We start from the raw sequence: 12,812 nt of genomic DNA, 5'->3' as shown, positions 1-12,812 counted from the left end.
TCAGCGCTCCTGTGTGCTGGGGTCGGTCAGGTCACCCAGGCCGACTTTCAGTGCCAGTTCCGCGGTGCGATTGGCGTAGCCCCATTCGTTGTCGTACCAGGCGTACAGCTTGAGCTGGGTCCCCGCGACCACCATGGTCGAGAGCGCATCGATGATGCTGGAGCGGGAATCGGTACGGAAATCGATCGACACCAGCGGGCGTGTCTCATACCCCAGCACCCCGGAAAGCTCGCCTTTTGCCGCAGTTTGCAGCGCCTGATTGACCTCCTCCACCGTCACTTCGCGATCGAGCTCGAACACCATGTCGGTGAGAGAGGCATTGGCCAGCGGCACGCGAATGGCGTGGCCGTTCAGGCGGCCTTCCAGCTCCGGGAAGATGGCGCTGATCGCCTTGGCGGAGCCGGTAGTCGTCGGAATCAGGCTCATGCCGCAGGCCCGCGCACGGCGCAGATCCTTGTGCGGCGCATCCAGAATCGTCTGAGTATTGGTGATGTCGTGCACGGTGGTCATGGAGCCATGGCGAATGCCGAACTGCGACTGGATCACCTTGATCACCGGCGCCAGGCAGTTGGTGGTACAGCTGGCCGCCGTCACGATGCGGTGCGTCTGGGCATCATAGAGATGATCGTTCACGCCCATGACGATATTGAGTACGCCCGCTTCCTTGACCGGCGCGGAGACCACGACACGCGCCACGCCCTGCTCGAGATAGGCATTGAGCACCTCGGTGCTCTTCTTCTTGCCGGAGGCCTCGATCACCACATCGCAGCCCGACCAGTCGGTGTCACCGATCTCACGCTGGCTGGAGAACGCCGTGCGCTGACCATCGATGATGATGCTCTCATCGTCACTGGTGATTCCCGCGCCCGGCGACCACTGGCCATGTACGGAATCGAATTCCAGCAGGTGTGCGAAGGTCGCAGCATCGCCACCCGGGTCATTGATGCGCACCACATCCAGCGCGACATCCTCGCGCAGCTTCCACAGCGCGCGCAGCGCAAGCCGGCCGATACGGCCGAAGCCATTGATGCCGATACGCAGAGGTGGCAGACCAGCGGGCAGCGTCAGTGAAGCGCTGTAGGACGGAGCATCATGAGCAGGCATCGTAATTTCCTCGTGAGGGTCAATGTGGGATCAGGGGTGTGACGTGTTTCAGGCGGGGGGCTGGGCAGGCGCCTCCCTGCCTGCGATGGATATTGGCAGGCGCGTCAACTGGCGCAGCGCTCGGGACGATTGGGCATGGCCGCCAGCCACAGACGCCAGCGCGCCACCTCCTCCTGCTGTGCCTCGCAGGCCGCCATCAGGATCGCGTGTCGCCAGCCCTGCATGGCGGGGCTCAGCCGGTAATACACCCACTGGCCGCGTCGCTCGCTGCTCAGGAGTCCGCAGTCGCGCAGCTGTGCGAGATGGCGGGAGACCTTGGGCTGCGAGATGCCGGGGCGCTCTCCACCTGCGTGGGGCGTCTCGCGTGCCGGCATGTCCTGCTCACGCCGCTCCAGCAGCCAGATCAGCTCGCAGACACACAATTCTCCCGTCTCGCTCAGCAATTGCATGATGGTCAAGCGGGTATCTTCGGCCAGACATTTGAATATCCCCAATGGGGTCAGGGAAGCGGCAGCGCCATCCTCCAGCGCCGCATCGCGACTTGACGACTTCATGACAGCTTCCTTGGGCAGAGTGCGAGAGGAGCGAGATCGGTGACGATTCGATATATGAAAAATCATATATACGATTTTCCATATATCAAGTGACATTCTCATGTCAGCCGCGTGACGGCGTGCATGTCTCACTGATGTCACTCGCTGGCGTCACTCGCTGGCGTCACTCGCTGGCGTCACTCGCTGGCGTCACTCGCTGGGCTCATTCGGTATCAGAACGGAAGAGAAGAAAAGAAAAGAGAAGAGAAGACAGGCGGAAAATCCTCCTCGCCAGCGGTCGCCGCAAGCCCTCACTGTTGCTTGATCGGCACGCATATGTTTCTGCTGACATGAGAGAATGCGCTTGCGAACGAAAGTCCCGGGGCGTTAGTGTGTGCCCATCCGGCACGTGCGGTGCCAATCTGAATCACGCATCCTCAGGGATGCACAGGAGAGTCAAATGGCTGATTTTGCGCAAGTGGTAGACAGCAACTACACCCAGGAAGTCATCGAGAGCGAGCAGCCGGTGCTGGTGAAGTTCTGGGCGCCGTGGTGCGGCCCGTGCAAGATGCTCGACCCGATCGTCGAATCCATCGCCGAAGAACAGGGTGACGCCCTCAAGGTCGTTGCCATCAATGTCGACGATGCACCGGATCTCGCTGCGCAGAACGGCGTCCGCGGTCTGCCGACCATCGCCCTGTTCAAGTCCGGCGAGAAGATCGAAGCCCTGACCGGCGTGCAGCCGAAGGAAAACTTCGATGCCATGATCGCGCGTCACGCCTGATCACATCAGCGCCGGGTCTGCCCGGCCTCGAAAACGCCCTCTCGCAGGGCGTTTTTTTTGGACAGCACTGTGACTTGAGTTACCCTACCTGTCTGATTTCATTGATAATTGTAGACGATGAAACATGCCGTCTCCCGAGACGAGACGCTGAAGACGACCGTCACAACCGCCTCACCAGACAAGGAAGCATTGATGCAAAACGCCGTCCGTTCGACCCGATATCTGGGCGTGTTTGCCCTGCTCTCAGGCCTGCTGACGGGCTGCGCCACCGGCCATTCCACCCTGCCCGCCACCACCTCGTCACTCAAACCCGGCCCGGCCTACGGTGAGATGCGCTCGGTGGCCGTGATGCAGATACGTCCCGGCAACGTCGCCGTGACACCCGCTGGACGAGTCTTCGCGACCATCCACCCGATGGATGGCGATCACGACGTGCAGCTGGTCGAGATCACCGGCCAGAACAGCTATCGTGCCTGGCCCTCACCCGCCTTCCAGACCCACGCCGGCCGCTACAGCGACGCCACCATCGACTCCCCGCTGGGCATCTATCAGGACGGCCAGGGAGGCCTTTGGATCACCGACATGGGCCTGCATCTGGGCAAGACCCGCCTGTGGGGCTTCGACATTGCCTCGGGCAAGCTGATCACCAAGCTGACCCTGCCCACTGATATCGCCCCCGAAGGCAGCTTCGTGCAGGACCTGGCAGTGGATCGCAGTCGCGGCGTGGCGTATCTGGCCGATATCGCCAACCCGGGCCTGATCACCGTCGATCTGGCCTCCGGCGAGGCGTCCCGATTCAGCCAACACGCCGCACTGCAAGCCGAGCCAGACGCCACCCTGAAGATCGATGGCCGTGACATCCCGTTCAATGGCAAGCCTGCCAAGGTCGGCGTTGACCCGATCACCCTGTCCGATGACGGCGAGACGGTCTTCTTCGGTGCCATGACCGGCCACAGCTGGTACAGCGTCCCGGCCAGACTGCTGCGTGAAGATGCCGATCACGACACCATTGCCGCCGCCATCACGCGCGTCGGCGACAAGCCCATCTCGGACGGTGCGGATACCGCCGGGGGCATCCACTACTTCACCAACCTCAATCAGCATGGGCTGGATGTGCTGGGGGCCGACGGCAAACTGACGCCGCTGGTCCGCGACGAGCGCCTCGACTGGCCGGATGGCGTGCGCATGGCCGCTGACGGCTGGCTGTATGTCACCGTCAATCAGCTGGACAGCACGCCGCCCTTCGCAGGCGGAGAGGACGAGGGCCAGCCGCCCTACCATATCTACAAGGTCTGGCCGACGGACGACTGAGCCAGCAGCCTCTCGACACGACAACGCCCGTGCTCCTTCAGTGGAGTGCGGGCGTTGTCGTGTTGGTCCCCTGAACGGCGGAGGCCATGTCCACACGCGGATATTTTCAATAATCACAAAGGTCTTTTGCGAATCACTCCGTTTATCGCAAAACTCAACCACGGCAGACTGCACAGCATCCAAGACCCACCCATTGCTGATGGAGAACTGCCATGCCTCTTGCCCTGCTGGCGCTGACATTGAGCGCCTTTGCCATCGGGACCACCGAATTCGTGATCGTCGGACTGGTGCCCACCATCGCTCAGGATCTGAGCGTCTCTCTGCCTTCCGCTGGCCTGCTGGTCAGCCTGTATGCCGTCGGTGTCGCCATCGGTGCCCCCGTGCTGACCGCCCTGACCGGCCGCTTCAATCGCAAGCTGGTGCTGCTGGGACTGATGGCGCTGTTCATCGCCGGCAACCTGTTGGCCTGGCAGGCACCCAGCTACAGCTCGCTGATCACGGCGCGCATCCTGACTGGCCTGGCCCACGGGGTGTTCTTCTCCATCGGCTCCACCATCGCGACAAGCCTGGTGAGCAAGGACAAGGAAGCCAGTGCGATCGCCATCATGTTCACCGGCCTGACCGTGGCACTGGTCACCGGCGTGCCGCTGGGCACCTGGATCGGCCAGCACTTCGGCTGGCGCGCCACCTTCCTCGTGGTCTCGGTGCTCGGCGTGCTGGCATTGATCGGCAGCGCCATCCTGGTGCCCAACAACCTCAAGAAGAACGTACCGGCCACCTTCGCCCAACAGCTCAAGGTGCTGACCCATCCGCGCCTGCTGCTGGTCTACCTGATCACCATTCTCGGCTACGGCGGCACCTTCACGGCCTTCACCTATCTGGCTCCGCTGCTGCAGGACGTCAGTGGCTTCAATGAAGGCGCCATCAGTCTGATCATGCTGGTCTACGGTGTCTCGGTGGCCATCGGCAACATCCAGGGCGGCAAGCTGGCTGACCGCATGGGCCCGATTCGCGCCCTGACCCTGATCTTCGGTGGCCTGATCGTCATCCTCGGCGTGCTGACCTTCACTGCCGCCAACCCGATCACGGCCGTGATCACCATCCTGATCTGGGGTGCCTTCGCCTTCGGCAACGTGCCGGGACTGCAGGTCTACGTCGTGCAGCAGGCCGAACGCTTCGTGCCGCAGGCCGTTGACGTGGCCTCCGGCCTCAACATCGCCGCCTTCAACATCGGCATCGCACTGGGCTCCATCGTCGGTGGCCAGGTGGTCTCCGGGATGGCACTGACCGACACCGCCTGGATCGGCGCGCTGATTGTCACCGCCGCCCTGCTGCTGACCCTGCTGGCCGGTCGCCTCGACAAGCGTCACGCGTCTTCCATCGCGACCGCCTGATCCGCCGCGAAGCCTACCGCCATCACGACGTGCCCCCGATTCCGACAGCTCAGCCTGCTGGCTCGGGGGCACCGTCGTCTACCCACCTGCTTGCTGAAGGAGTCCACCATGATCTCCCCGACCCGCCCGCTGGATCGCCTCACCCAGGGCCCCCTGACCCTCGGCGTCGAACTGCCCCTGGACAATGACTGGGTGCGGACTGACAGAGCCCCCTCCACACCCTTCGGCGTCCCTGACATGCGCGCCCATGCCGAGCTGATCGGGCAGGTCGACAGACTCGGCTTCCGCGCCGCCTGGCTGCGTGACGTGCCGCTGTTCGACCCCGCCTTCGGCGATGCCGGCCAGGTCTTCGAGCTGTTCACCTATCTGGGCTATCTGGCCAGTCACACCGACAACCTGCTGCTGGGCACTGCCGCCGCGGTGCTACCGCTGCGCCAGCCGTGGCTGGTGAAAAAGGCGGCCGCCAGCGTGCAGGCACTGAGCGGAGACCGCCTGCTGCTGGGCGTCGCCAGTGGCGACCGACCGGCGGAATACCCGCTGTTCGGTGAGGAGTTCACCACCCGCGGTGCCGCCTTCCGCCACGCGGTGGACGTCATCAAGGGCCAGGCGGACGACGCCCTGAGCGACGGTCAGGCCATCCTGCCTGCCGCAACGCGTCCGCCGCTGTTGAGCGCTGGGCTCTCTCAGCAGACGCCAGAGTGGATCGGTCGCGAGATGGACGGCTGGCTGGCCTACCCGGGCACGCCACAGGATCACATCCGTCGCGTGGCGCTCTGGCGTCAGGTCGCCGGCGACAAGCCCTACGTCAGTTTCATCCACCTCAATCTGGAAGACGACCCTCACGCCCCGGTGCGTCGTCATCGCTTCGGGTTGTCGAGTGGCCGCCTTGCCCTCATGGAAGAACTGTCAGCCATGCAGGATGCCGGAGTGAATCACATCGGCTTCCATCTGCGCCGCAATCGCCGCCCGCTCACGGAAACCCTCGAGGAACTGGGCCGTGAGGTGCTGCCGCATTTTTCATGAGGGCTGACGGGTCGCACTGACCTGCCCCCGCCATGGCGGAAAGGATTCACCATTCACGCTTGAAGGAGATCCCATGTCAGATTCCACGGAAACCACCACCCCGCAAGACATCCGTCACGGCACCACCCGAGCGCCCGCCTGGGTATGGCAGGGGCCGGGAGAGCCTGAGGCGCTCGAGCAGACAGAGGTGGACATCGGCGCACCGGGAGACGACGAGGTACTGGTCGCCACGCGTGCCATCGGCCTCAATCCCGTCGACTGGAAGTTCATGGCGATGGACAGCGAGCTGTGGCAAGCCGGTCAGATTCCCGGGGTCGATGCCTCGGGTGAGGTGATCGCCTGCGGCGCGAATGTCACCCACGTCTCCCCGGGAGATCGCATCGCGGTCCACACCACCCTGGCGGGGCCGGGTACCTTCAGCAAGCGCCTGCGGGTTCCGGCGCGGGCCGTGATGCGCCTGCCCGTTACCCTGGGCTTCAATGACGCCGCCGCCTTCCCCTGCCCGGCGCTGACCGCATGGCTCGCCATCGAGAAGCTGCCCGTCAAGGCCGGTCGACGCCTGCTGATCACCGGTGCCTCCGGCAGCGTGGGCCGCTGGCTGATCCAGCTGGCCCGACAGCGCGACTTCCACGTCATCGCCGTCGCCTCCGAGAAGCGCCACGCGGACCTCAAGGCGCTGGGCGCCGACGAGACCCTGACGGACGCCGAGCAGCTGGACGCCCCGGTCTACGCCGTGATCGATACCGTCAATGGGGATCACGCCCGCAAGATGACCCGCCACCTGGGGGCCAACGGCCATATCGTCTGTATCCAGGACCGTCTGGAGCAGGCAGCCGCGCCGGCCTTCGGTCGCGCCATCTCGCAGCACGAAGTCGCGCTGGGTGCGCTGCACTGGGCGGGCGACGACGAGGACTGGGCACGTCTGGTCGAGGCGGGGGAAGGTCTGCTCGAAGCGATCGCCGATGGCACCCTGAACCAGCCGGCGCCCTGCATCGAATCATTCACGGCGCTGCCAGCCTGCCTTGCCGAGCTGAAGCGTGGCGAACGCCGAGCGCTGAAATTCGTGATCACGGCCAACGAATGAGCGGAAAGGCAGAAGGCACGCGGCCTGGGTGCGATTGTTGCGACAGTGGCACAGGACTGATGCAGCGCCGCGTGGTTGTCATGTCGCTGATCAAGCCCCAGTCATGAGGGGAACACACATGGATACGCGCCCTTCACTGCACCAGACATCGGGCGCGCTCAACAGGAGTTTTTGCATGTCGACTACCCTACCGAATCCCGGCTTTGGCACCTTCCGTCTCGAGGGCGAGACGCTGCGTGACAGCCTGAACACCGCACTGGACACCGGCTATCGCCACATCGATACCGCCCAGTTCTATGGCAACGAAGCGGAAGTCGGACAGATCATCGCCGACAGCAAGGTGCCGCGCGAAGAGCTCTTCATCACCACCAAGATCTGGCACGACCGCTTGGTGCCGGGTGACATGGAGAAGAGTGTCGAGGAGAGCCTGGAACGCCTGCAGACCGATCACGTCGACCTGCTGCTCATCCATTGGCCGTCGCCGAACGATGAAGTGCCGATGGAAGATTACCTGCCGGTACTGGCCAAGCTGAAGGCAGCGGGCAAGGCACGCCACATCGGGGTGTCCAACTTCACCTGCGAACAGCTGGAACGTGCCGTGGGCATCGTGGGGCGTGACGAGCTGCTCACCAACCAGGTCGAGGTCCACCCGTTCCTGCAAAACCGCAAGGTGATCGACAAGTGCCACGAGCTGGGCATCGAAGTCACTGCCTTCATGCCGCTGGCAGTCGGCAAGGTGATGGACGATGACACCCTCAAGGCCATCGCCGAACGTCATGACGCCAGCCCGGCGCAGATCGCCCTGGCATGGCTCAAGATGCAGGACATCGTCACCTTCCCGTCCTCCACCAAGGCGAAGAATATCAAGAGCAACTTCGAGGCCTTCTCCATGTCACTGACCGGTGAAGACATGGCGAAGATCGCCGAGCTGGATCGCGGTGAGCGCATCGCCAACCCGGACTTCGCCCCTGACTGGGACTGATGGCCCTCAGGCCTGTGCCTGATGCCGCGTCAGAGAAATGAAAAGGCCTCCCTCGGGAGGCCTTTTGCATTGCTGTCCAAGGATACTGGCAGACAGACTTCGACGCCGCGGCCGGCAATCGCTCAATCCTTTAGCCGCCAGACCCGAGTGATGCTCTGCGTACCGGGACGCGGCGATGCCAGGTCATGCTCATGCAGCAGATAGATCACCGTACGCGCCTTGAACCAGCCCTCCAGACGCTGTGCCATGCGCTGTGCCGTGCGCGCATCCAGCCCGGAGAAGGGTTCATCCAGAATCAGCAGCCCCGGATCCGTCAGTACCAGGCGCGCCAGTCCCAGGCGCCGCGCCTGCCCGCCCGAGACCTGCCGACCGCCCTCACCCACTCGGGTGGCGAGGCCCTGAGGCAGTTGCGCCACCCATTCGGCGAGATCCACCGCCTCCAGTGCCTGCCAGACATCCTCATCACTGGCCTGACGCGCGCCCAGCCGCAGGTTGTCGGCAAGGCTGGCATCCAGCAATTCCACCTGTTGGGTCAGGCATCCCACGGCATGGGCCAGTGACTCGGGCGAGCAGGCGTCGATGGGCTGTCCGTTGAGCGTGATGCTGCCGCTCTGCAGCCGGGTCTGGCCAGTCAGCAAGGCCGCCAGCGTGGACTTGCCGGAGCCGGAAGCACCGCAGATGGCCATCTGGGTGCCGGGGGTGATCTCGAGGGTCATCTCGTCAAGCGCCTCGAACCAGGCACCGGGATAGCGCCACGACACCTGCTGGATCTGCACCTGCACGGCACCGCTGGCCAGGGTCTGCCGACCTTCCAGTGGCCGCGTGGCGGAGGACAGCTCATTGAGTCGCTCGGCAGCGCCCAGGGTAGCACCGGCCTGAGTGAAGGCCGCCGGCAATCCCGCCAGCCCCTCACTCAAGGACATGGCCGCCAGCGGCAGCATGACCATCACCGCCGGTGTCAGTCGCTCATCCGTCATTCCCTGCATGGCGGCCGCCAGCAACAGCAACCACGACAGGCCGATCACCAGACTGGCCAGACCATTGCCGATGGCCGTGATCACCGCCAGTCGCCACTGATCTCTCAACAGGCGGGTCTCGATCTCATCCAGGCGCTGACGGGCACTGCCCAGCGCCGCATAGGCCTCAAGCTCCGCCTGACCACGCAACGTCTCCATCAGCCCCGAGCGCAACGACTCCAATGTCGTGACGCGCCGCCGACTGGCCACCAGCCCCCAGCGCGCCTGCCCCAGCGTCAGCCAGGCCCAGCCCAGCAACAGGAACCCCGCCAGCCACGCCGCCGTTGCCGGCAGCCAGACAGCGACCAGCGCCACCAGCACCGCGATCAGGCCCAGCGCCATCAGTGGCGGAGCCGCCAGACGCAGGTAGAGCGCATCCAGGGTGTCGATATCCGCGGTGAGGCGATTGAGCCAATCACTGGAGCGCCGCGCCGCCACCCGCGCGGGGTCCATCGTCACCAGTGCGGCGAAGGCAGTGCCGCGCAGGCTGGCCAGCAGACGCAGGATGGTGTCGTGGTTGTAGAGCCGTTCCAGATAGCGCGACACGGTGCGCGAGACGGCGAACAGCCGAATGCCGCTGCCGGGGGTGTAGACATCCAGCGTCATGCCCGCACCGGCGGCCAGCGCGGCCCCCGTCAGGGCGGAGGCGGTGATGAACCAGCCGGAGACCGCCAGCAGGCCGAGCGCCGAACAGGCCGTCAGCATCATCAGCACCACGCCGAGTATCAGACGGCGACGGTATTGATCATGCAGGCGCCACCAGGGGGCCAGACGCGTGAGCGCCTCGCGCAGGGTCACGCCGTCAGTCTCGGGATGCGTCACGCTCGTCCTCCTGTTGGCTCGTCGCCGTGGCTGTCATTGGCAGGATTCGCCCCTCCTCCAACACCAGATGGCGCGTCGCCATAGCGATCAGCGCCGGATGGTGGGTCGCGATCACCAGGGTCCGCCCTTGAGCGCTCAGCCGCTCGAAGCCCGCGATCAGATAACGTTCCGTCTCGGCATCCAGACTGGCGGTGGGCTCATCGAGCAGTACCAGCGAGGCATCGCTCAGAAACACCCGCGCCAGCGCCAGCCGCTGTGCCTGCCCACCGGACAGCCCGCGCCCGCCTTCGCCGAGCGGTGTCGCGATGCCTTGCGGCAAGGCGGCAAGCTCGGCCTTGAGCCCTGCGCGCTCAAGCGCGGTGATGATCTCGGCGTCACTGGCCTGCGGCGCGGTGATACGCAGATTGTCGGCGAGACTGCCCTGCATCAGCAGCGGACGTTGATCCATCCAGGCCAGACGCGTGGCGGGGGCTATCTGACGCTGCCCGCTGTCCGGGGCGACGAACCCGGCCATCACCTGCAGCAGCGTCGACTTGCCCGCCCCGGAGGCCCCGCTGACGACCAGCACCTCGCCCTGCCTCAGCGCCAGCTCCAGCGGGCCCAGTACCTGCCCGCGCTCGGGGTGGCTCAGACAGACATCCGTCAGACACATCAGCTCGCCCGTCGCGTCTGGGCGGGTATCGGCGTGGCGAGGCGGCGTCATGTCGGCAGCCTCGAGAATCTCCATCAGCGTCTCGGAGGCGGCCAGCGCCGAGGCGCGGTCATGGTAGAACTGCGACAGGGTTCTCAGCGGCTGGAAGAACTCGGGGGCCAGCAGCAGGATCACCAGCGCACTGAAGAGGGTCAGCTCATCGGCTGGCCCGATGGGAATGTCACCAAGCAGGCCGAAGCCGATGTAGATGGCGACCACGGCGATGGACACCGAGGCAAAGAACTCCAGCACCGCGGATGACAGGAAGGCGAGCCGCAAGGTACGCAGGCTGCGCTTGCGGTAGTCATCGGCCACCAGCGTCACCTCGCGGGTCGCCAGCTCCCCCAGCCCGAACAGGCGCAGGGTGGTGATGGCACGCACGCGATCCACGAAGTGGCGCGACAGCCGCGCGACCGCCTGGAACTGGTCACGATTGAGCGACTCGGCCCCCATGCCGACCAGCGCCATGAACAGCGGTATCAGTGGCGCGGTCAGCGCCAGCAGGATGGCCGCCAGCCAGTCCAGACTGACCACGATGGCCAGAATCAGCAGCGGCGTGATCATTACCAGACGCATCTGCACATGAAAGCGCGCGAAGTAGCCTTCCAGGGCTTCCACCTGCTCCACCCAGCGCTGGGCGAGATCGGCGCTGTGATACTGGGCGGCGCGCACCGGCCCCAGCGTCTCGAGTGCCGTCAATACCTCGCCACGGATGGCCTGTCGCAGTCGCTGGCTGGCACGCTGGGCCAGCAGCTCCTGACCACCACTCGCCAGCACCCGCGCGCCCAGCAACCCCAGCAGGCCGATGAAGGGCCACCACAGCGCCCCCAATGACTCGGGATGCTCGATGGCTTCGGTGATCACCCAGGCCGTCAGTACCAGCTGGGCGACCGTCAGGATACCCGCCACGACCCCGGACAAGGCCGCAAACCCAAGCAGGCGACGCTCTCGCGTCGCCTGCTGTCGGAGCCATCTGCCTGCCTGGCGTCGTTCCCGGGTGCCCCGGTCAGGCGTGACCCGGTCAGGCGTGACCCGGTCAGCCTTGCCCACCGGGGCCTTGAGTGACTCAGTGATAGCCGACCCCCTGTACCTTGCCGCGGAACACCCAGTAGCTCCAGGCGGTATAGCCCAGCACCATCGGAATGACGAACAGCACGCCCAGCAGCAGGAACAGCTGCGACTCCGGCGCGGAGGCCGCGTCCCACAGGGTGATGTCCGGCGGCACCAGATACGGCCACTTGCTGAAGATCAGCCCCAGATAGGTGAACAGGAACAGTCCCAGCGTCGCGACGAAGGGCTGCCCTTCCTGACGCTTGTTGACCGCCCGCCAGATCAGCGCCGCACAGCACAGCGCCAGCACCGGGAAGACCCAGAACACGCCCAGATGGTCGAACCAGCGTTCCCGCACATACTCATCCACGAACGGGGTGTAGAGGCTGATGACCGCGAAGCCCACCAGTACGGCGATCAGCAGCTTCGGCGTGATGCGATAGGCCCATTCCTGTACCTCACCCTCGCTCTTCATGATGGTCCAGGTGGCGCCCAGCAGCGCATACCCCGCCACCAGCGCCAGTCCGGTGATCACGGTGAACGGTGACAACCAGTCGAAGGCGCCGCCCACGTAGACATGCCCTTCGGTGGCGAAGCCCTGGATGTAGGCACCGACCACCACGCCCTGACAGAAGGTCGCCAGGAAGGAGCCGCCACTGAAGGCGATGTTCCACCAGTGACGATTGCGCGAGGACTTGAAGCGGAACTCGAAGGCGATCCCCCGGAAGATCAGCCCCGCCAGCATGAGGAAGACCCCCAGATACAGCGCCGGCAGCAGGATGGTGTAGACCGCCGGGAAGGCCGCCAGCAGCCCGGCCCCGCCCAGCACCAGCCAGGTCTCGTTGCCGTCCCAGATGGGCGCGACCGAGTTCATCATCACGTCACGGGCGTGCTCATCGGGTGCGAAGGGGTACAGGATGCCCACCCCCAGATCGAAGCCATCCATCAGGATGTACATCATGACGCCGAAGCCGATGATCAGCGCCCAGATCATTGTCAGATTGATCATTTCCATCAG

Annotated in this window: 11 protein-coding genes; 6 read left to right on the top strand and 5 right to left on the bottom strand. The window is 64.9% G+C overall.

Annotation, left to right across the window (positions count from 1 at the left end; genetic code table 11):
- Together OW493_RS09470 and OW493_RS09465 are read right to left on the bottom strand one after the other, a co-directional pair.
- The gene (locus OW493_RS09470; protein ID WP_289863970.1) at positions 1-1,104 is read right to left on the bottom strand and encodes an ArsJ-associated glyceraldehyde-3-phosphate dehydrogenase; all 1,104 of its coding nucleotides are present in this window, start codon (positions 1,102-1,104) and stop codon (positions 1-3) included.
- A 104-nt stretch (positions 1,105-1,208) separates the two neighbouring features.
- The gene (locus OW493_RS09465) at positions 1,209-1,658 is read right to left on the bottom strand and encodes an ArsR family transcriptional regulator (protein ID WP_289863969.1); all 450 of its coding nucleotides are present in this window, start codon (positions 1,656-1,658) and stop codon (positions 1,209-1,211) included.
- A gap of 439 nt (positions 1,659-2,097) precedes the next feature.
- On the opposite strand from OW493_RS09465, the gene trxA reads away from it, so the two are divergent.
- From trxA to dkgB, 6 genes are all read left to right on the top strand, one after another.
- Positions 2,098-2,421: a thioredoxin gene (gene trxA / locus OW493_RS09460; protein ID WP_077375765.1), complete on the top strand. Its 324-nt coding sequence runs from the start codon at positions 2,098-2,100 to the stop codon at positions 2,419-2,421.
- A 192-nt stretch (positions 2,422-2,613) separates the two neighbouring features.
- Positions 2,614-3,732 (top strand): L-dopachrome tautomerase-related protein, encoded by a 1,119-nt coding sequence (locus OW493_RS09455; RefSeq protein WP_289863968.1) that lies wholly within the window; start codon positions 2,614-2,616, stop codon positions 3,730-3,732.
- A 212-nt stretch (positions 3,733-3,944) separates the two neighbouring features.
- Positions 3,945-5,126 carry an MFS transporter gene (locus OW493_RS09450; RefSeq protein ID WP_024952175.1) on the top strand — a complete coding sequence of 394 codons (1,182 nt, stop codon included), beginning with the start codon at positions 3,945-3,947 and terminating at the stop codon, positions 5,124-5,126.
- Between the two features lie 108 nt (positions 5,127-5,234).
- Positions 5,235-6,149 carry a TIGR03571 family LLM class oxidoreductase gene (locus OW493_RS09445; protein WP_289863967.1) on the top strand — a complete coding sequence of 305 codons (915 nt, stop codon included), beginning with the start codon at positions 5,235-5,237 and terminating at the stop codon, positions 6,147-6,149.
- Between the two features lie 73 nt (positions 6,150-6,222).
- Positions 6,223-7,233 carry an alcohol dehydrogenase catalytic domain-containing protein gene (locus OW493_RS09440; RefSeq protein WP_289863966.1) on the top strand — a complete coding sequence of 337 codons (1,011 nt, stop codon included), beginning with the start codon at positions 6,223-6,225 and terminating at the stop codon, positions 7,231-7,233.
- A 175-nt stretch (positions 7,234-7,408) separates the two neighbouring features.
- Positions 7,409-8,215 (top strand): 2,5-didehydrogluconate reductase DkgB, encoded by an 807-nt coding sequence (dkgB, locus tag OW493_RS09435; protein WP_141392489.1) that lies wholly within the window; start codon positions 7,409-7,411, stop codon positions 8,213-8,215.
- 122 nt (positions 8,216-8,337) lie between these two features.
- On the opposite strand, the gene cydC is transcribed toward dkgB, so the two are convergent.
- From cydC to cydB, 3 genes are all read right to left on the bottom strand, one after another.
- Complete coding sequence (gene cydC / locus OW493_RS09430; RefSeq protein WP_289863965.1) at positions 8,338-10,053, bottom strand: thiol reductant ABC exporter subunit CydC; 1,716 nt, start codon at positions 10,051-10,053, stop codon at positions 8,338-8,340.
- The gene (cydD, locus tag OW493_RS09425; protein WP_289863984.1) at positions 10,034-11,683 is read right to left on the bottom strand and encodes a thiol reductant ABC exporter subunit CydD; all 1,650 of its coding nucleotides are present in this window, start codon (positions 11,681-11,683) and stop codon (positions 10,034-10,036) included. Before cydD ends, cydC begins: the two co-directional genes overlap by 20 nt.
- A gap of 127 nt (positions 11,684-11,810) precedes the next feature.
- A complete protein-coding gene (gene cydB, locus OW493_RS09420; protein ID WP_077375744.1) occupies positions 11,811-12,809 on the bottom strand; it encodes a cytochrome d ubiquinol oxidase subunit II in 999 nt (332 codons plus the stop codon).
- Positions 12,810-12,812: the final 3 nt, after the last annotated feature.

Source organism: Cobetia sp. 14N.309.X.WAT.E.A4 (genome assembly GCF_030397495.1).
Taxonomy (GTDB): domain Bacteria; phylum Pseudomonadota; class Gammaproteobacteria; order Pseudomonadales; family Halomonadaceae; genus Cobetia; species Cobetia marina.
This window is presented reverse-complemented; position numbering and strand designations above follow the sequence as displayed.

Bases quoted from the DNA above. Each gene is read 5' to 3' on its own strand.
- OW493_RS09445 (WP_289863967.1), top strand. From the start codon at position 5,235: ATGATCTCCCCGACCCGCCCGCTGGATCGCCTCACCCAGGGCCCCCTG.
- OW493_RS09470 (WP_289863970.1), bottom strand. From the start codon at position 1,104: ATGCCTGCTCATGATGCTCCGTCCTACAGCGCTTCACTGACGCTGCCC.
- trxA (WP_077375765.1), top strand. From the start codon at position 2,098: ATGGCTGATTTTGCGCAAGTGGTAGACAGCAACTACACCCAGGAAGTC.
- OW493_RS09455 (WP_289863968.1), top strand. From the start codon at position 2,614: ATGCAAAACGCCGTCCGTTCGACCCGATATCTGGGCGTGTTTGCCCTG.
- OW493_RS09450 (WP_024952175.1), top strand. From the start codon at position 3,945: ATGCCTCTTGCCCTGCTGGCGCTGACATTGAGCGCCTTTGCCATCGGG.
- cydB (WP_077375744.1), bottom strand. From the start codon at position 12,809: ATGGAAATGATCAATCTGACAATGATCTGGGCGCTGATCATCGGCTTC.
- OW493_RS09465 (WP_289863969.1), bottom strand. From the start codon at position 1,658: ATGAAGTCGTCAAGTCGCGATGCGGCGCTGGAGGATGGCGCTGCCGCT.
- dkgB (WP_141392489.1), top strand. From the start codon at position 7,409: ATGTCGACTACCCTACCGAATCCCGGCTTTGGCACCTTCCGTCTCGAG.
- OW493_RS09440 (WP_289863966.1), top strand. From the start codon at position 6,223: ATGTCAGATTCCACGGAAACCACCACCCCGCAAGACATCCGTCACGGC.